The organism is Granulicella arctica, assembly GCF_025685605.1.
GTDB classification, from domain to species: Bacteria; Acidobacteriota; Terriglobia; order Terriglobales; family Acidobacteriaceae; genus Edaphobacter; species Edaphobacter arcticus.
Genome location: NZ_JAGTUT010000002.1, coordinates 150,841 through 168,542, shown reverse-complemented (window position 1 = coordinate 168,542; position 17,702 = coordinate 150,841). Strand labels below are relative to the sequence as shown.

General features: G+C 57.3%; 18 protein-coding genes. 10 read left to right on the top strand and 8 right to left on the bottom strand.

The window, feature by feature from the left end; genetic code table 11:
- Positions 1–8 precede the first annotated feature (8 nt).
- Complete coding sequence (locus OHL20_RS20660; RefSeq protein WP_263385195.1) at positions 9–188, top strand: Rcat domain-containing protein; 180 nt, start codon at positions 9–11, stop codon at positions 186–188.
- A 248-nt stretch (positions 189–436) separates the two neighbouring features.
- Positions 437–1,330: a dimethylarginine dimethylaminohydrolase family protein gene (locus OHL20_RS20655; RefSeq protein ID WP_263385194.1), complete on the top strand. Its 894-nt coding sequence runs from the start codon at positions 437–439 to the stop codon at positions 1,328–1,330.
- A 57-nt stretch (positions 1,331–1,387) separates the two neighbouring features.
- Here OHL20_RS20655 and OHL20_RS20650 read toward each other — a convergent pair whose 3' ends face one another.
- Positions 1,388–1,828: a response regulator gene (locus OHL20_RS20650; RefSeq protein WP_263385193.1), complete on the bottom strand. Its 441-nt coding sequence runs from the start codon at positions 1,826–1,828 to the stop codon at positions 1,388–1,390.
- A 273-nt stretch (positions 1,829–2,101) separates the two neighbouring features.
- On the opposite strand from OHL20_RS20650, the gene ychF reads away from it, so the two are divergent.
- Complete coding sequence (gene ychF / locus OHL20_RS20645) at positions 2,102–3,199, top strand: redox-regulated ATPase YchF (protein ID WP_263385192.1); 1,098 nt, start codon at positions 2,102–2,104, stop codon at positions 3,197–3,199.
- A gap of 19 nt (positions 3,200–3,218) precedes the next feature.
- Here ychF and pyrF read toward each other — a convergent pair whose 3' ends face one another.
- Positions 3,219–3,956: an orotidine-5'-phosphate decarboxylase gene (gene pyrF / locus OHL20_RS20640; RefSeq protein ID WP_263385191.1), complete on the bottom strand. Its 738-nt coding sequence runs from the start codon at positions 3,954–3,956 to the stop codon at positions 3,219–3,221.
- A gap of 49 nt (positions 3,957–4,005) precedes the next feature.
- Between pyrF and thiD the strand changes: the two genes are divergently transcribed.
- The 4 genes from thiD (at position 4,006) to OHL20_RS20620 (ending at position 6,297) form a co-directional block, all read left to right on the top strand.
- Positions 4,006–4,812, top strand: a complete 807-nt coding sequence (gene thiD, locus OHL20_RS20635) for a bifunctional hydroxymethylpyrimidine kinase/phosphomethylpyrimidine kinase (RefSeq protein WP_263385190.1) — start codon at positions 4,006–4,008, stop codon at positions 4,810–4,812.
- Between the two features lie 81 nt (positions 4,813–4,893).
- Complete coding sequence (thiS, locus tag OHL20_RS20630; RefSeq protein ID WP_263385189.1) at positions 4,894–5,124, top strand: sulfur carrier protein ThiS; 231 nt, start codon at positions 4,894–4,896, stop codon at positions 5,122–5,124.
- 268 nt (positions 5,125–5,392) lie between these two features.
- Positions 5,393–5,872: a LysR family transcriptional regulator gene (locus OHL20_RS20625; protein ID WP_263385188.1), complete on the top strand. Its 480-nt coding sequence runs from the start codon at positions 5,393–5,395 to the stop codon at positions 5,870–5,872.
- A complete protein-coding gene (locus OHL20_RS20620; RefSeq protein ID WP_263385187.1) occupies positions 5,812–6,297 on the top strand; it encodes a LysR family substrate-binding domain-containing protein in 486 nt (161 codons plus the stop codon). Before OHL20_RS20625 ends, OHL20_RS20620 begins: the two co-directional genes overlap by 61 nt.
- A 6-nt stretch (positions 6,298–6,303) precedes the next feature.
- Here the strand turns inward: OHL20_RS20620 and OHL20_RS20615 are convergent, their stop codons facing one another.
- The 6 genes from OHL20_RS20615 to OHL20_RS20590 form a co-directional block, all read right to left on the bottom strand.
- Positions 6,304–7,047, bottom strand: coding sequence for a Crp/Fnr family transcriptional regulator (locus tag OHL20_RS20615; RefSeq protein ID WP_263385186.1), 744 nt, complete (start codon positions 7,045–7,047; stop codon positions 6,304–6,306).
- A gap of 116 nt (positions 7,048–7,163) precedes the next feature.
- Positions 7,164–7,469 (bottom strand): heavy-metal-associated domain-containing protein, encoded by a 306-nt coding sequence (locus OHL20_RS20610; RefSeq protein WP_263385185.1) that lies wholly within the window; start codon positions 7,467–7,469, stop codon positions 7,164–7,166.
- A gap of 33 nt (positions 7,470–7,502) precedes the next feature.
- Entirely contained in the window at positions 7,503–8,561 is a 1,059-nt protein-coding gene (locus tag OHL20_RS20605; protein ID WP_263385184.1) for an ABC transporter substrate-binding protein, read from the bottom strand.
- Positions 8,551–9,333 (bottom strand): ABC transporter permease, encoded by a 783-nt coding sequence (locus tag OHL20_RS20600; RefSeq protein ID WP_263385183.1) that lies wholly within the window; start codon positions 9,331–9,333, stop codon positions 8,551–8,553. Before OHL20_RS20600 ends, OHL20_RS20605 begins: the two co-directional genes overlap by 11 nt.
- The gene (locus tag OHL20_RS20595; protein ID WP_263385182.1) at positions 9,330–10,112 is read right to left on the bottom strand and encodes an ABC transporter ATP-binding protein; all 783 of its coding nucleotides are present in this window, start codon (positions 10,110–10,112) and stop codon (positions 9,330–9,332) included. The genes OHL20_RS20600 and OHL20_RS20595 overlap by 4 nt, the downstream gene beginning before the upstream one ends.
- Positions 10,113–10,904, bottom strand: a complete 792-nt coding sequence (locus OHL20_RS20590) for an ABC transporter permease (protein WP_263385181.1) — start codon at positions 10,902–10,904, stop codon at positions 10,113–10,115. It lies immediately after the preceding gene.
- Positions 10,905–11,187: 283 nt separating this feature from the next.
- On the opposite strand from OHL20_RS20590, the gene OHL20_RS20585 reads away from it, so the two are divergent.
- The 3 genes from OHL20_RS20585 to OHL20_RS20575 are packed head-to-tail and all read left to right on the top strand — an operon-like array spanning position 11,188 to position 17,413.
- Positions 11,188–14,742 (top strand): FG-GAP-like repeat-containing protein, encoded by a 3,555-nt coding sequence (locus OHL20_RS20585; protein WP_263385180.1) that lies wholly within the window; start codon positions 11,188–11,190, stop codon positions 14,740–14,742.
- Positions 14,739–16,532, top strand: coding sequence for a CRTAC1 family protein (locus OHL20_RS20580; RefSeq protein ID WP_263385179.1), 1,794 nt, complete (start codon positions 14,739–14,741; stop codon positions 16,530–16,532). The genes OHL20_RS20585 and OHL20_RS20580 overlap by 4 nt, the downstream gene beginning before the upstream one ends.
- Entirely contained in the window at positions 16,529–17,413 is an 885-nt protein-coding gene (locus OHL20_RS20575; RefSeq protein ID WP_263385178.1) for a hypothetical protein, read from the top strand. The genes OHL20_RS20580 and OHL20_RS20575 overlap by 4 nt, the downstream gene beginning before the upstream one ends.
- Positions 17,414–17,702 lie beyond the last annotated feature (289 nt).

Below are 17,702 nucleotides of genomic sequence, written 5' to 3'. Positions count from 1 at the left end.
AGTGAAGTATGGCAAAGATTGCAAAGACCGGCGACCGTAAGAAGGAAATGGATACACAGAAGAGCACGGATTGCCCGAAGTGCTCGAAGCCGACACGCATTGTAAAGCGCGTGAAGGATCGTGAGCGCGGCATTCCGGGTGGAGTCTATATCTCCTGCTCGGCTTGTGAGTTCTTCGAAAAGCTGTAGGGTAAGAGTCTCTTTAGATCAAAATCCTCATGCACCTGGCCAGTTGACCGGCTGATTGCATGAGGATTTCTGTTGCTGTCGTCGATTCCACGGACGAATGAGCATTTATATAAGGAGGCAATCTATCCCGTATCGGAGAAACGTACTCAATGGGGTAATGCCTGTAACAAAAGATTCTTCCAATCCGCTTGACGATCGTTGTTCGGGGAGGTCAGACTCAAAAACTGAAAGTAGAGAAGCAGCTTCAAATGAACACCATGATCTCCTCCCCTGTCGTAGCGAACGAATTGCCATCCACCCCGCACTACACACGACCGACCTTCCTGATGTGCCCTCCCAAGTTTTATGACGTGGACTATGTGATCAATCCATGGATGGCGGGAAACCTGCATCGGCCCTCGCGCGATGTGGCGTTCGCACAATGGAACGGGCTCTACCAACATCTCAAGACAATGGCCGATATTAAGCTGCTCCATGCCCGTGAGCATGCGCCGGACATGGTCTTCGTGGCACATACCGCGGTGGTGAACCATGGCATCGCTGCCATCTCCAGCTTCGCGCATGCGCAGCGCCAGCCCGAAGAGAAGTATCTTCGCGAGTGGTTCAAAGAGGCAGGCTTCCTGCTCTGGGACACTCCGCGCGAGACAGCGTTTGAGGGCGAGGGCGATGCGTTGTTTGATGGTGAAGGCCGCATGCTTTGGGCTGCCCATGGAGTGAGGACGTGCCTGCACAGCCATCGCCACCTTGCTGACGCGTGGCACACAAGGCTGACCGCATTGCACCTGATCGACCCTCGTTTTTACCATCTGGATACATGCTTTGCGCCGCTTGCGAATGGCTTCGTGATGTACTTCCCTGAGGCGTTCGACGTGGAGTCACGGGCGAAGATTGAAGCTGCATATCCAGCGGAGAAGCGCATCATCGTGACCGAAGAGGATGCCACTCATTTCGCCTGCAACGTCATCAACATTGGACAGAATGTGGTGATGCATCAACTCAGCCATTCGGACCTGCCTGACCGGCTGATGGATCAGGGCTTTGAGGTTACGCAGCTTGCGCTTGGTGAGTTTCTTAAGGGTGGTGGCGCGGCGAAGTCGCTGGCGCTGCGGTTGAGCGATCTGGATGTGACGAACGGGCTGTAACGGCTTGAAGGGCGAGGAGGGGCGAGGCTTTGGCCTTGCCCCTCGTGCATTAAGCAGTCAGGCGGCGGGTGTAGCGCGAGCGAGGATGAGATGCACCGCGGAGAGCAGATCGGGAACTGCGAATGGCTTCCGCAAAAAACTCCAGCCTTCGCCTCGCAGGCGGTCCAACGCTTCAGACTCTAGTAGTCCTCCGGAGATGAGCAGGATAGGGAGTTCATTGCGGAGTTGTTTCAGTTCAAGCGCCAAGTCCAAGCCGGAGCGACCTGGCATGTAGTAGTCCGTGATGAGAAGGTCGATCGCGGGAGATGCATTTGAGGTGTTGCGGAAGATCTGTGCGGCGCGTTCGGCATCGCCGCAGCTATGGACACGGTAGCCTTCATGTTCGAGGAAGGTACGGGTCAGGGAGCGGATGTCGGAGTCATCGTCTACGAGGAGAATCGTTTTTGACGGTATTGCGGGGAGGAGAGCTTCTTCTTCGTTCTGTGTTTCGCTTTGCATGAGACCTGTGCCGTGCCTGGTTGTGTCGGTGAGGCTTTCGTATCTGCCTGCACGCTGGTAAGAGATATGTTGAGGCCGTATGGACCCACTCAGTATGAGGGGCGATCTTCGGAGACGAGTTGCTCTGCATTGTCATTAAACCGGTATGGGCGATAATGGAGAAGCCGCCTGTTGAGCCAACTTCTCGAAGCTCTCAACCCTGTCTCCTGCATGCCGCATCGTGCGTGAAGGAAGCTCGCGGCAACCATCTGGAATACGGAAAAGGAAACAGGAATGCCTCTGAACTGCGGAATTGTCGGTCTCCCGAATGTGGGAAAGAGCACCATCTTCAACGCGCTTACATCTTCAAAGGCTGCAGCAGCCAACTACCCTTTCTGCACCATTGAGCCGAACACCGGGATGGTGACCGTGCCCGACATCCGGCTCGACAAGATCACCCAGTTCGTAAAGCCCAACCGCGTCATTCCGACGACGATGGAGTTTATCGATATTGCAGGACTGGTCGAAGGCGCGAGCAAGAATGAAGGTCTGGGCAACAAGTTTCTGGGACACATTCGCGCTACGGATGCTGTGATTCATGTGGTCCGGTGCTTCAGCGATCCTGAAGTGGTTCACGTCGCGGGTGGGGTGAATCCGCTGCATGACATCGACATTATCAATACAGAGTTGCTGCTGGCCGATCTCGATACGGTCGAGAAGCGATTTGTAAAGGCCGAGCGGGCGGCAAAGAATACGAGTGATGGCAAGATCAAGGCGGAGGCGGCCTGTCTGGCCAAGCTGCTAGAAGCGCTGCAGGCTGGACGCCCGGCTCGTACGGTCGATCTGACTGACGAAGAGAAGCCGATTGCGCGCGACTTGTTTCTGATTACTGCGAAGCCTATGCTCTACGTCGCCAATGTGGATGACACCGGACTGGCCGATGGCAATGAGTGGGTTGCGGCTGTCGAAACGCGGGCTGCGGAAGAGGGTAGCCAGGTGGTGCGGATCTCAGGAGCGCTCGAATCGGAGATTGCACAGCTTGAGCCTGCGGAACGGACCGAGTTTTTGAAGGAGATGGGCCTTGAGGAGCCGGGACTTGATCGGCTGATTCACTCTGCTTATCGGCTGCTCGACCTGATCACGTACTTTACAGCAGGCGTGCAGGAGGTGCGTGCGTGGACGATTCGGCGAGGGACCAAGGCTCCGGGTGCGGCTGGGGTGATCCACTCGGATTTCGAGAAGGGCTTTATCAAAGCTGACTGCTATCACTGCGACGATCTGTTCCTCTATGGGAGCGAGCAGGCTGTGAAGGAGAAGGGGCTGCTGCGGTCAGAGGGCAAGGAGTATGTCGTGCGCGATGGCGATATTCTCTTCTTCAAGTTCAACGTCTGATCGATTGAGCCAGGGGCTCCTAAAGAGCTGAGGCGATTTCGGCGAGGATGGCTTCGGCGGCTGCTTGTGGGGCTGCGGCATGGGTGATGGGCCGACCTACAACGAGCCTTGAAGCGCCTCGGCGGATTGCGTCGGCCGGAGAGGCTACGCGCTTCTGGTCTCCGATTGCAGTGCCTGCCGGGCGGATGCCGGGAACTACAAGCTCCGCGCTCGGTCCTAGTGTTGATCGGAGGAGCGCTACCTCTTCAGCGGAGCAGACCATGCCGCGGATACCGGAGGCCCAGGCCAGCTTAGCGAGACGGAGGACCTGGTCTGCCGGCGTATCGGTGATGCCGATGCCGGCCAGCTGCGCGCTGTCCATGCTGGTGAGGACGGTTACGGCGAGGAGCCGGGGTGATGCCGATAGCTGAGAGGCAGCGTGGGCGGCTGCTTCCATCATGACGGCTCCGCCTGCTGCATGGAGGGTGAGCAGGGTGGCTCCGGCGGTGGATGCGGACCGGATGGCGCCGGCGACGGTATTCGGAATGTCGTGGAATTTCAGGTCGAGGAAGACTTCGTAGCCAAGGGTGCGAAGCTCCTGGACGAAGGAATTTCCTTCGGCGTAGTAGAGCTCCATGCCGACTTTGAGCCAGCGGCAGGTTCCGCCGAGTTGTGTGAGGAAGGTTCGGGCGGGTGCCGCAGAGGGGAAGTCGAGCGCGACGATGAGTCGCTCTTTCGGATCGCTCGGATCGAGGATGGCCTGGGTGTCGGTGAGCATAGGTCTGAAGGCGATTCTACCGGTATGCTTTCTCTGATAGGGGGTGTCGATGAAGGTTGTACTGACAATTGCTGGCTTCGATCCGTCTTCGGGCGCGGGCGTTACGGCTGACCTGATGGTGTTCGCAGCGCATGGACTGTACGGGTGCTCCTGCATTACGGCTCTGACGGTGCAATCGACGCTTGGTGTCGTGGGAACGCATCCGGTAACGCCCGAGATCGTGCGGGAGACGCTGGGATGTCTGCTGGACGATCTTCCGCCAGCAGGGATCAAGATCGGGATGCTGGCCACGGTGGAGATGGTAGTCGTGGTGGCCGAGTTTCTGGAGCGGTACCGAGGAATTCCGGTGGTGCTTGATCCTGTGCTGCGGTCGAGTTCTGGAAGGGAACTGCTCTCGGCGGAGGGAGTTATTCTGCTGCGAGAAAGACTGCTTCCGCTGGTTGATTGGGTGACCCCAAATCTTGATGAACTGGGAGTGCTTACCGATCGCGTTGTGACTACGCATGAGCAGATGCTGGCCGCCGGGCGAGGTCTTCGTGAGCGCTTTCCACGGCTGAATGTTCTGGCGACCGGAGGCCATCTCGATCAGCCTGACGACCTTCTGCTCTCCGTCGAGGGTGAGGAGCACTGGATAAAGGGGGAGGCGGTGATAACGACTTCTACGCATGGGACTGGATGTGTGCTGTCGAGCGCGTTGCTCAGCCAGCTTGTGTTGGGAGTGGGGCCGCGCGAGGCAGCAGGGAAGGCGAAGAGATATGTGACCGAGGCGTTACGACGTGCTGTGCCGATCGGACACGGCCGAGGGCCAACCAATCTTCTTTGGCGGCTGCGAGATGCTACCGAACCTCATGTATGAGGTGAGTGAAGCGATTGCGCGTGCGAGATAGAGCTTTGGCGGGTTCTTACGAAGTAAGTTTGCTGCTAGGCTTGAACTCTTATGTCCCTGACGCTTCAATTGAATGGAAACAGTCGGCATTTCCCTGAACTGCCTGCCGACGCTACGCTGGACCTGTTGGTGAAGGAGCTTGCACTGCAACACGATCGGGTTGCGGTGGAGTTGAACGGCGAGATCATCGCGCGCGTAGCCTGGGAACAGGCTGCTCTGAAGGATGGAGATCGACTCGAGGTTGTGCACTTCGTCGGCGGCGGTTGCTTGTCTAAGGTGTAGGAGTAAGCTGCCGCTGCGGCGTCTGAAACTAGTGTGATCATATCGGGTTGCCGGAGCCATCAGATTTGTTGATGACATGCGCTATGTCATCCATGCGACAAATAAAACTACGGGATCGGGATTATTGGTAACGATTCCAGCAAAGAGGGTGAGCAGATTTGCTCATACGGTTGAGGAATCATATGTCATCCTCCCGACAGAGTGAATCTGAATCGAACAGAATTTGTTGGATCAGGTACTTACGTCACTGTGGACTGAAAGGTGATCCATGGACCTCCGACATCTCCGCCATTTTCTCGTCGTTGCCAGCCAGTTGAATATAACCCGGGCTGCCAGGTTACTTGGCCTATCACAACCTGCTCTAAGCCGTCAGATCAAAGATCTTGAGACCGAGCTAAAGGTTGGTCTATTTATTCGTGAGGTGAATGGACTTCGACTCACCGGGGCGGGTAAGTTTCTCCTGAAGGAAGCGCAAAGTATTCTTGATCGTAGCGACCTGCTGGTCAAGACCTTCTCTTCGTTTGCGAGCCAGGAGCATGGTCGCTTCACGATCGGGTACGATCCGGGCGCTATCTCGCAGAAGTTCTTCGGAACACTGTCGCGCTTCGGCGCATACCACCCGCAGATTGAGATGTCGATTCGCGAACAGAGTACTGCCAACTGTTGGTCGCTCTGCGTGCCAATACCATGGATGTCGCGGTATTTCCGATCACCAAGAAGGCTGTGCCGTTGGATTGCGAGAGCCTGATTATCTCGCGGGAGCCGCTCGCGCTGGTAGTCAGTAGCGGCCATGCGCTGGCGAGCAGCTCCGGGGTCAGGCTATCGGATCTGGCTGGGGAGGTACTGGTGTCGTACAAAGAGGATATTGCGCCTATCTGGCACGACTATGTGATGGAGGCATGCGGAAAAGCTGGATTTACGCCTTCAAACGCGGTCAAGACGGACACGTATAGTTCGATGCTTGCCATGATCGCTTCGGGTAAGGGCTATGGCTTGCTGCCGAAGATTCTCGGAACAAATCTTCGACTTGCGCTTACCACGGTGCCTCTTGTGGCTCCTTTACTGACGATCGATACGTGTGCGGTCTGGCGGCGTGCCTCAACGTCGCAATCGCTGCCTCTTTTCCTTGGGGTGCTCGCGACAGGGCGTGAGTCGGCTGTCGCAAACGCGTAAGAGAATTTAGCTAATGAGCCTGGACCGCTGCACCATCCGGTTCTTCGCCTGAGGACTGAGGAGGGAGGCGCTGGTCGCACTCTCTCCCGGTGCCTGATCGTGGAGGACCACGTTGAGCAATGACTTGTGCACGCGGATGCGTCCGTTGTATTCGATGAAGCCCATCTTCCGGAAGCGGTTCATGAAGAAGCTGACCCGCGACCGCGTTGTGCCGATCATTTCTGCGAGGGTTTCCTGGGTGATGTCCGGTAAGAGTGTCTCTGGCAGTTCGTTTTTGCCGACCTCAGCCATGAGGAGAAGAATGCGGGCGAGACGTTTCTCGCTCGAGTTGAAGAGCTGATCGACGAGGTCTGCCTGAACGCGCATGCTGCGCGTCAACAGAAAGGACATGAAGAGGCCTGAAAATGACTGCTCGTCGTGCATGACGCGCAGCATCTGTTCCCGCTCGATCCTGAGTGCGACTGTGTTTGTAAGTGTCGTCGCTGAGGCGAGGCGAAGACCACATACGGCCGCGATCGATTCCTCGCCTACAAAGTCGCCGGCACTCAGCAGGGTGATGGTGGCTTCTTTGCCTGCCTTGGAGACAACGGTGAGCTTGGCGCGACCTTTTTGTAGATAGAAGACCGCGTCGGCGGCGTCACCCTGAGAGAAGAGCGGCTGCTTTGGCTTCAGATGAACGATGGTCTTTCCAAGACCCGCGTGGGCCAGAAATACGGTGGGATCAAATTCAGGTTTTTTGCGGTCGTTCATACGTTCTCGTCCTATACACCCGCGGGAAGCAGCCATGATCAGGGCTTGGTGTGCGCTAGGAAGAGTTTATGACTAAAAAAGTTCTAGCCGAGAAGTAAATTTCTCCACAAATCCACTCAAGAACGGTTGATGGCTTGTGCCTGGAAACCGAGGTCCTTGATCGTCTGGATAATTGTCTGTTCGGAGATGAGGCCAGGGTTATAGGTTATCGTCGCGATGGCCTCCGGGTAGGTGGCGTTGACCCTGACGATGCCCCTTTTGCGCTGGAGGACAGTCTCCAGGCCCACGGCGCAGGTGATGCAGGTGAATCCGGTGACTTTGTAGGCGGCATTCTGCGTGTCCAGGGCTTTCGCCGCCTTGAGCGATGCGAGCCCACCTGCTCCAACGATAGTCATAAGTCCAAGAAACTTTCGACGAATCATCTCGTTACCTCTTTTTAGTCGGTATGGGGAAAGCTAATTTGCGGATGCGATACCTGGTTCGAACTGCCAGGGAGCCTGGTGAACTGCGCCGTCGGAGAAGCGAACGTCGGTGTAGTCGCTGAACTCCATGTGCTTTTTCAGAACGCCTGTCTCGATCATCAGGTCGCGGACGAGGTCAAAGTCTGCCTTGCGCGGGGCGAGGGGGCTGTAGGTGACGCGGTCCATGGGTTTGGTAAGGGCCCAGCGAAGCAGCGCCGGTTTCTGATTGTAGTAGTAGCGGCCTACAAAGTCGGCGGCATCTTCACGGTGGGGCTTGCTCTGGTCGAGCCACAGGCCAGAACGGGCGATGCCGTCGACGAGCGCCTGGACGACCTCCGGACGTTTGTCGATGAGGTCCTGCCGGACGACGAGGATGCAGGACATGTAGTCGGGCCAATAGTCGCGTGCCTGAAAGAGGACACGGCCGTAGCCGCCGATCTCGGCCTGCGAGGGAAAGGGTTCGCCCATGATGAAGCCGTCGATGGCACCCGCGGCCAAGGCTCCGGCGACGTCGGGCGGCGCCATCTCGACCATCTTGATGTCTGTGGGCTTGAGTCCCCAGATCTTCATGGCGCGGAAGACGATGAGTCGCTCATCGGAGAAGCGGCTGGGGATGGCGATGGTGCGGCCGCGAAGATCGGCGAAGGTCTTGACCGGACCGTTCTTGCGAACGACCATGGCGCTGCCGTAGCGGTGGCCGAGATAGACGACCTTGATGGGAACATCCTGCGAGGCGAGGGCGATGGCGAGGGGAGCCACGATGAAGGCGGCTTGCACCTTGCCGGAGATGAGGGCTTCCTTGATCTCGGGGAAGCCCTGGAACATGCGGGGTAGGAAGATTTCGCCTTTATCGGAGACCTTGGAGATGTAGTCGGTGACGGGACAGGTGAGCTGGCAGGTGACGGGGATGTAGGCGACGGTGACCTTGCGTTTGGCGAGCGGCTGGTACTCGTTGAGGACTGCCGACCAGTTCACATTGAGAGAGGCGTGCAGGGCTGAGATGATCGTGATCCACAGTGCGGCGTAGACGATGACCCTGGTTCTAAGCGTCATGGCGGAATCCCCAGCGAACGGATTTGAGACGCTCTGCCGAGCGAAAGAGGAGGTCGAGCAGGAGGCCGATGATGCCGATGAGAAGCATGGCCGCTACGGCCAGATCGTAATGTTTGCCGGAGTTGCGTGAGTCGATGACGAGGTAGCCGAGGCCGGAATCTACGGCGACCATCTCCGCTGCGACGACGACGAGCCAGGCGATACCGAGAGCGATGCGGAGACCAACGATGATCTGCGGGAGGGCTGCGGGGAAGACAACACGGGTGAGTAGCTGGAAGGGATTGAGGCCAAAGTTGCGACCGGCGCGGCGATATACGGAGGGAACGTTGGCGACACCGGCTACACAGGCGACCGTGATGGGAAACAGCGCTCCTAGAAAGATGAGCGCTGTGGCCGCATGGTCGCCGATGCCGAAGAGGAGGATCGTGACGGGAATCCAGGCGAGCGGGCTGATCGGCCGCAGGATCTGGATGACGGGATTGATGACCTGGTTGATGGCGGGGTACCAGCCGAGGACGAGGCCGAGCGGAATCCCAACGAGCGCGGCACAGCCAAAGCCAATGGCGACGCGGCGGAGAGAGTCGACGATGTCGTTCCAGAGAACATGCTTGTGCAGTAGCTCGACCAGACCCTTCTCAACATTGAGAGGCGAGGGGAAGATCCTGGTACCCGACCATAGAACGCAGAGCTGCCAGAGTGCCACGAAGGTCAGGAGCGAAAGTACAGGCCAGAAAGCCCGTTCCCAACGGGCGGGAGTGGCTAGAGAGTTCATACGTGGTGAGCCAGTCCGATCTGCTGGAAGATGCCGTCACGCAGCTCGAGATAGCGGGCCGAGCTGATGTCGCGGGGATGAACAATGTCGATGGTGACGATCTGCTGGATGGTTGCTGGACGATCGCTCATGACGACGACGCGGTCGGCAAGCTGGACGGCTTCGTCAATGTCGTGGGTGACGAAGATGATGGTCTTGCGCTCGGCGCGCCAGATGCGGAGGAGTTCCTTGCGCATAGTGAGTCTCGTGATGGAGTCAAGAGCGCCGAATGGCTCGTCGAGCAGAAGCATGTCGGGGTTTACGGCAAGGGCGCGGGCGACTTCGAGGCGTTGCTTCATACCGCCGGAGAGATCGGAGGGGTAGGAGTTTTCGAAGCCCTTGAGACCGACCAGTTCGACGTAATGAGCGATGCGTTGGCTTTGCTCCTTGCGGGCCAGGCCGGAGAGGCCGAAGCCGATGTTGCCTTCTACCGTGAGCCACGGGAAGACGCCGCGTTCCTGAAAGACGAAGATGCGGCGCGGGTCGGGGCCATGCACTGTATTGCCACTTGCAAGGACGGTGCCGCTGGTAGGTGAAAGAAAGCCAGCCATGATGTTGAGGAGCGTGGATTTTCCGCAGCCTGACGGGCCGAGGATGCAGAGGAACTCGCCGTCGGCAACGTCGAGGCTGATGTTATCGAGAACACGGGTCTGCTTGCCGTCCCGGTTGAAGACCATGGCGACGTTCTGGACCTGCAGTGTAGCTGTCGTCGCTGTAGAGATGCTTTCTGCTGCTACCAATTAGTCCTCCGAGTAGCTCCACCGGAACGATTTGACCCGTTCGAGGGATCTGATGCCGACGTCAAGCAGGAGACCGATGACGCCGATGATGACCATTCCTGCGACGACAAGGTCGTAGCGATTTCCAGCGTTTCGGGCATCGACGATGAGGAAGCCGAGCCCTGAGTTGACGGCGATCATCTCTGCGGCGACGACGACGAGCCACGCGATGCCGAGGGTGATTCGCAGGCCGACGATGAGTTGCGGTACGGCTGCGGGATAGAGGACTTGTGTAAAGAGCTGGACTGGTTTCAGGCCGAAGTTTCTGCCGGCGTTGATGTAGACGGCCGGAACTCCTCGGACAGCATTCATCGCCGTCAGGAGGAGAGGAAAGAAGCAGGCGAGAAAGATGAGGAAGATTGCAGAGACATCACCGACACCGAACCAGAGGATCGCGATTGGTATCCAGGCCAGGGGCGAGATCGGTCGCAGAATCTGGATGATGGGGTTGAGCGCCATCTCTGCACGGCCATACCACCCGATCACCATGCCAAGCGGGATAGCCAGAACGGCGGCCAATCCAAAGCCCCAGGTGACGCGAAAGAGGGAGGCGACAATATATTTGAGCAGCAGCCCGTGACGGATCAGGTCGATAATGCCGCCGACTACGCCCCAGGGTCCCGGGAGCAGTCCGCCCGGATGGCGCATGATCAGGATCTGCCAGATTCCGAGCAGGAAGGCAATGAGCAGGATGGGCCGAAGCCATACCAGGATGTCTGGGCTCGTCGACGCAGTAGTCTCTTTTGAAGCCAAGTCGGAATGCCTCTTTGGTACTACATATCTTCTAGAATGCCCTGCTCGCTAAGAACCTCAGGCGCAATGGACCCGCGTTCAGAGTTTGCCTGAAGTCTTTGTGATCATAGTGATGCTACAGGATGCAAGCTATCGCCCGAAGGGTGGAGATAGGGGTCCAACCAAAGGCGGTTGCAAAGGGCAATCGGGCGCATGAAGATTGGACCATCGGATTAGATCGTCTTGTGGGCGCCGGACGCTGCGCCCGGGGGATATTGGGTTTACGAGCTAGGATGTTAGAAGTATGAAACGATCAGTCGCTCGGCCTATCACGGGTCTACCTTCGGCCCCTTCAGGTGGCCGGCGTTGGCATGACGGGCTCTCACTCCAGGGGCGGCTTCGGGAGCTACTGATCCTCTCCTGCTGCGGCGTGGCCTTTAGCGGGTGCAGGTCGCGTGACCACCTGCCTGCAACGGACTCCAAGACCTACACCAAGTTTGTATCTGCCTTTTATACCGGGCTGGCGGGTTTGCAGGTTGGTGACGACGTTCGTGCTGAGACGGATCTCTCGCGGGCAGCGGACCTTGTACCTGGCGAGCCCGCGGTGTGGATCAACTGGGGCGTGCTCGCGTTGCGGCAGCGGAACTTCGAGGGTGCGGCGGAGCGTTTGAAGCGAGCGCACCAACTTGCACCGAACGACGACAGGATCGACTACCTGTTAGGGATCCTGGAGAGTGGACGCGGTGATTCGACGGCAGCAATCGGTGATCTTCGCGAGGCAGTCCGCCAGAATCCGAAGAACCTTCGAGCGGTCTACCGGCTGGCTACTGAAGTCGAACGGCAGGGCGACACAAATAGTGACGCCGAAGTCGAAGATCTGCTGCAGCAGATTCTGAGTGTCGATCCGGAGAACATGGCGGCATTGGTGGACCTGTGCAGGGTCTCGGCAAAGCGAGGTGATGCCGTTACGCTCCATGCGGCGATTGAGCGGATTGTGAAACGGTCTGAGGGTTGGTCGCCGGAGGTGAAGCAGCAGCTTGCAGCGTTGCAGGCTTCCGCTGCCGGTCCAGAGCCACGAGCGGCGGCGACGCGTTCTACGTTTCTGCGCAATGTGCTGATGCGTGAGCCGAGCTTTCGAGCAAGTCTGGCCAAGATTGCTGCGCAGCCGGGCGAAGAGACGGAACCTGTGACTCGCTTTCTGCTGATGCAGAATCCGCCTTCACGCCCTGCTCCGATGGATGCGGCGATGAGCTATTCGAGCGAGCCCGTCCAGGGTATGGGAGCGGGCAAGTGGGATTGGGTCGGAGCGCTTGCATTGAATGGAGCGGATGCACCGGTTGTTGCTGCTTGCGATGGTCATCATGTGCATCTTGCGAACGGGGTGGACCTTCCGTTTCCCGGGGGTGCGTCCGGGGTCGGACCTTCTCCCGAGGGCGTGCTGGCGTTCGACTTCAACTATGACTTCAAGACGGACCTGCTGTTTGCCGGGGGCGGCGGTATGCGCCTCCTCAAGCAGGAGAGCGCGACCAGTTTCGTCGATGTAACGGCTGCGATGAAGCTTCCGGCGAACGTACCCAGTGCGGCATATACGGGGGCGTGGGCGATTGATGTGGAAGCCGATGGCGATCTGGATGTTGTGCTGGGCACGAAGGTGGGAGCGCCAACGGTGCTGCAGAACAACGGCGATGGGACGTTCACACCGATCCATCCCTTTGCTGGAGTGTCGGGCATTCGGCAGTTTGTCTGGGCTGATTTGAACGGTGACGGAAGCCCGGATGTTGCGCTGATCGATGGATCCGGGCGGCTGCGCGTATTTGCGAACCAGCGTGTCGGCAGGTTTATTGAGGCCAAGTTGCCGGATTCGCTGACGGGAGTGAGAGCGGTTGCGGTGAGCAGCACGAATGTCAACAGCTTTCTGCGGCTCAATGTGGTGAGCGATGATGGTAAGTTACTCGAGCTTTCGTACCAGGAAACGAATGGCGCATGGACACAGCGAGAGCTTGCAGGAGCGTCGTCACTGCCGAGAGGAGAGATCCGGTTGCGGGCTGGAGATGTCGATAACAACGGTGCTGTGGATCTGATGGTGTTGTCGGTTGCGCCCGGGGCTGGTGCGAAGGGCGCTGTGGTGTGGCTGCAGGACGAAACCGGAGCCTTTCATGGTGCCGATACTTTGCAGGTGCCGGCTGAGGTGTTCGATGCGGTGGATGTGCAGGGGAATGGTCGTCTCGATTTACTTGGGTTGAATCCTGACGGAGCCGCTACGGTCGCACGAAATCATGGGACGAAGGACTATCACTGGCAGACGATTCGTCCTCGTGCGCGACAGGCGACCGGGGATCAGCGCATCAATCCTTTCGGGATTGGTGGAGAGATCGAGATTCGCTCTGGACTGCTGGTGCAAAAGCAGCCGATGACGGGACCGGCGCTTCATTTCGGGCTTGGCACACAGAAGGAAGTTGATGTTGCACGAATCGTCTGGCCGAACGGATCGGTTCGCGCGGAGTTTGGTTTGAAGGCCGATCAGGAGATCGTGACGGAGCAGAGGCTGAAAGGATCATGCCCGTTCCTGTTTGCATGGGATGGAAAGAAGATGTCCTTTGTGAAGGACTCCGTGCCGTGGGGATCGGCAATTGGCCTACGCATCAACGCGCTTGGAACTGCGGATATTGCGGCCACCGAGGAGTGGTACAAGATCAGTGGTGATGAGTTGAAGGCGCGAGATGGATTTTATGATCTGCGCGTGACGGGCGAGCTATGGGAGACCTACTTCTATGACTCGCTTGCCTTGATGACGGTCGATCATCCGATCGGCACCGAAGTGTTTACGGATGAGCGTTATGACGTTCCCGCGGTGAAGCTGGCGATCACGGCGGTTGGCGAGCCGCAGCCGATTGCACGGGCGATCGATGACCATGGCGCCGATGTGACGGACACGCTGCGGAAGCTCGATGGCAAGTACCTTGACACGTTTGGCCGAGGGCAGTATCAGGGCGTGACTCGGGATCACTACGTTGAAGTCGATCTTGGCGAGCATGTTCCGGAAGGCGTTCCGCTGTGGCTAATCGCGAAGGGCTGGCTGCACCCGTCGGACTCCACCGTGAATGTGGCGATGGATCAGGGTAAGCACGAGCGACCACACTGGTTGAGCATGGAGGTGCCGGATGAGCATGGCGGCTGGCGTGTCGTCCGGTCTAATCTCGGCTTTCCGGCGGGTCGGAAGAAAATTTGCATGATCGACCTCAGCGGTGTCTTCCAGCGTGGTGCCTCGCATCGGCTGCGCCTTCGCACCAATTTAGAGGTCTACTGGGATTCGATCGAATGGGCGAAGGGCCTGCCGGATACACCGCTGAAGATCAATCGTGCAGCACCTGCAGTTGCGGATCTTCACTATCGTGGATTCTCGGCTGTTCGTCAGGCCAATGCCTCATCGCCTGAGCTTCCGAACTATGACCATCTTGCGAGTACCTCCAGAATCTGGCGCGACCTTGCCGGGTTCTACACGCGCTTCGGAGACGTACGGCCTCTTCTGGAAAAGACTGACGATAGCTACGTGATCATGAATGCGGGTGACGAGATGTCGCTGCGGTTCGCGGCTTCTGATGCACCTCCGGTTGGGTGGGTGCGTGACTATGTATTGGCTGGGGATGGCTGGATCAAGGATGGTGACTACAACTCGGCCTATTCGCAAAACGTGCTGCCGTACCCACATCACACTCGCAAAAACTATGATGGACCACCTACTAGTCTGGAGAATGACTGGATGTATCAGCACCACAAGCAGGACTGGATGACGTACCAGACGCGATATGTCGACGGCAGCGCTTTTCGGGATGCACTGGTGGATGGTGGGAGCCAATGAAGCGCGGCACATTACTTCGCATACCACTGGCGATCGTTTTTGCCTGCCTGCTGGCTGTCCCGTTCCTTATGAAGCAAAGGGCGGCGAGAGCTGTCATTTCATCGAAGTTCGATGGACGGACTGCGTTGGCGCGTCATGGTTTCTATTTCGAAGAGGTTTCCCATGCGGCTGGGATTGATTTCACGCACCAGGCACCTGAACTCGACGCAAAGTTGGCGCACATTATGCCGCAGGTTGCTTCCATGGGTGCATCGGTCTCGGTAGTCGATTTCGACCGTGATGGGTGGCCCGATCTTTATGTAACGAACAGTGCGATTGGGAGCCAGAATCATCTTTATAAGAATCTCCATGATGGGACATTTAAAGATGTGGCAACTGAGTTGGGAGTGGCGGATGTCAACCAGGCGGGGACGGGTGTGTCCATGGGTGGTGTCTGGGGTGATTACGATAACGACGGTTACGAGGATCTCTTCCTCATCAAGTGGGGTCGGCCGGAGCTCTTTCACAATGAGCAGGGGCATGGCTTTCGGCGGGTAAGCGACGACATGCGTCTTCCGCAGTGGATCAATGCCAACACGGCTGTGTGGTTTGATTATGACGGTGATGGTTTGGTCGATCTGTTCGTTGGCGGATACTACCCGGAGAATGTCGACCTATGGCATCTGGCGAATACACGCATGATGCCGGACAGCTTCGAATATGCCAAGAATGGGGGCCGTAAGTATCTCTTCCACAATTTAGGGAACGGGCGGTTTGAGGAGGTCAGCGCCAAGGTTGGCATCGATAGCCGCCGTTGGTCGCTTGCCTCGGCTGCTGGTGACCTGCGAGGAACAGGGCATCCTGATTTGTTCGTGGCAAATGACTACGGCGTGTCGGAGCTATACATGAACGACGGCAAGCGCTTCCACGAGGCAGGAGAAAAAGCCGGGGTTGGATTCTCTCCGAAGAGTGGGATGAATGTTGCCTTTGGCGACGTCTTCAACCAGGGGAGAATGTCAATCTATGTGTCGAATATCTCTGAGGATGGCGTGCTGATCCAAGGCAACAACCTTTGGGTTCCGAAGGAAGGAACGTCGGGTGAGCAAATCAAGTATGAGAATCTTGCTCGGGATATGGGCGTGGAGTTAGGTGGTTGGAGCTTCGGCGCCCAGTTCGGTGATTTGAATAATGATGGTGCGCTCGACCTTTATCTGACGAATGGATACGTTTCTCTCGATCGAAAGCGCGACTATTGGTATGACTACTCGAAGGTGGCAGGCGGTAATGCAGCGATTATTGGTGACGCTAAGGACTGGCCGGCTATGGAGGGCCGTAGTCTTTCGGGGTATCAATCCAAGCGCGTGTGGCTGAACGATGGCGCAGGAAAGTTTGTTGACGTGGCGCAGATGGCTGGCGTGACAGATACCGAGGATGGCCGAGCTGTGGCGATGGCTGATCTTTGGAATAACGGCGCTGTCGATGTGATTGTGGCGAACCAGCGAGGCCGTTTGTTGCTCTATAAGAACACGGTTAGTCCTGAAAACCACTGGATTGGACTCTCGCTGGAAGGCACGAAGAGCAACCGCAGCGCGATCGGCGCGCAGGTTACGGTCAAGTGGAATGGGCAGCAACAGATACAACAGATTGCCGGTGGCAGCGGCTTCGCGTCTGAGAATGATCGGCGCCTCCATTTTGGCCTTGGCAAAACAACGGCAATTGATGAGATCGTCGTGCGCTGGCCATCTGGTAAACTCCAGACGCTGAAGAACCTTCCTGTGGATCGGATCTCCGAGGTAAAGGAGCCCTCATGAGTACGCAAACGGTCGTTGTTCCGCTCACTCCTGCGACACCGGACTCGTGGGCGCGGCGCTATCTAACGATGGAGAATCGTTTTATTCCGCCGATCTTCATTACGATGATCCTGCTGGTGGGCCATTTCTCGTTTGGCATTCTTGAGAGCTGGAAGAAGACGCTACTGGCCATTGGCTGCAGTATTGTTTGCGAGTTGAGTCTCGGGCGAACGATGACGGGAAAGTGGCCGCATCTTGCGAGTGCTTACATCAGCGGAATCAGCGTTGGCATCCTGTTGCGGTCTCCGGCCTTCTGGCCGTATGCGCTATGTGCGGCCATCGCGATTACTTCAAAGTATGTTGTTCGTTTGAAAAATCGGCATATCTGGAATCCCTCGAATTTCGGCATCTGCATCATGCTGTTCTTTGCTGCGGAGTCGGTAACGGCTCTAAGCATCCAGTGGGGAAACAGCCTTTGGGCGATGCTTGTGATCTGGTCGCTGGGCTCGGTCATCATCTGGCGGCTGAAGCGTTTTCATATTTGTGCAGTGTATGTGACATCATTCCTTGCGTTTGCGTTGATCCGGTCCTGGATTGTCGGTGATCCTTTGCTGTCGGAGATCGCTCCCGTGACCGGGCCCGAGTATCAACTCTTCATCTTCTTCATGATTACTGATCCGAAGACAACGGTTCGTTCGGTTCGGGGGCAGTGCCTGGTTGCGTTTCTGGTGGCGGCTGTGGAGATGGGGCTTCGGCTAAACCAGAGTATCTACGCTCCGTTGTACGCACTCTTCATCGTGGGACCGATCGCAGTATTGACCGAGCTATGGCTTAATTCACGCCGCGATTCGCGTACTCATCCGACATCACCGGTGCTGACGAGTATTCCTTCAGGCCTTTAGCCCACAAAGAAAACCAGGAGCTCTTGATTTTGTTTCGAACGATTTGTGTCTACGGTGTCTCGCTCCTGGCAGCATTGCTTTTGTGGGGATGTAAAGCGAAGTCGCCAGAGACAATTTCGCGTCCTGCTTCTGTCCAAGTAGATCAAAGTTCGCAAACTGCTAATGTCCACGAGGTGGCCGCCGAGGATATACGACCATCCGGGCCGATTCGGTTTACTGATGTTACGGCTGCTGTGGGTATTCACTTCAAACATAACAATGGAGCCTTCGGGAAAAAGTATCTGCCAGA

Coding starts and splice junctions, on each gene's coding strand:
- OHL20_RS20660 (WP_263385195.1), top strand. CDS start 9: ATGGCAAAGATTGCAAAGACCGGCGACCGTAAGAAGGAAATGGATACA.
- OHL20_RS20655 (WP_263385194.1), top strand. CDS start 437: ATGAACACCATGATCTCCTCCCCTGTCGTAGCGAACGAATTGCCATCC.
- OHL20_RS20650 (WP_263385193.1), bottom strand. CDS start 1,828: ATGCAAAGCGAAACACAGAACGAAGAAGAAGCTCTCCTCCCCGCAATA.
- ychF (WP_263385192.1), top strand. CDS start 2,102: ATGCCTCTGAACTGCGGAATTGTCGGTCTCCCGAATGTGGGAAAGAGC.
- pyrF (WP_263385191.1), bottom strand. CDS start 3,956: ATGCTCACCGACACCCAGGCCATCCTCGATCCGAGCGATCCGAAAGAG.
- thiD (WP_263385190.1), top strand. CDS start 4,006: ATGAAGGTTGTACTGACAATTGCTGGCTTCGATCCGTCTTCGGGCGCG.
- thiS (WP_263385189.1), top strand. CDS start 4,894: ATGTCCCTGACGCTTCAATTGAATGGAAACAGTCGGCATTTCCCTGAA.
- OHL20_RS20625 (WP_263385188.1), top strand. CDS start 5,393: ATGGACCTCCGACATCTCCGCCATTTTCTCGTCGTTGCCAGCCAGTTG.
- OHL20_RS20620 (WP_263385187.1), top strand. CDS start 5,812: ATGGATGTCGCGGTATTTCCGATCACCAAGAAGGCTGTGCCGTTGGAT.
- OHL20_RS20615 (WP_263385186.1), bottom strand. CDS start 7,047: ATGAACGACCGCAAAAAACCTGAATTTGATCCCACCGTATTTCTGGCC.
- OHL20_RS20610 (WP_263385185.1), bottom strand. CDS start 7,469: ATGATTCGTCGAAAGTTTCTTGGACTTATGACTATCGTTGGAGCAGGT.
- OHL20_RS20605 (WP_263385184.1), bottom strand. CDS start 8,561: ATGACGCTTAGAACCAGGGTCATCGTCTACGCCGCACTGTGGATCACG.
- OHL20_RS20600 (WP_263385183.1), bottom strand. CDS start 9,333: ATGAACTCTCTAGCCACTCCCGCCCGTTGGGAACGGGCTTTCTGGCCT.
- OHL20_RS20585 (WP_263385180.1), top strand. CDS start 11,188: ATGAAACGATCAGTCGCTCGGCCTATCACGGGTCTACCTTCGGCCCCT.
- OHL20_RS20580 (WP_263385179.1), top strand. CDS start 14,739: ATGAAGCGCGGCACATTACTTCGCATACCACTGGCGATCGTTTTTGCC.
- OHL20_RS20575 (WP_263385178.1), top strand. CDS start 16,529: ATGAGTACGCAAACGGTCGTTGTTCCGCTCACTCCTGCGACACCGGAC.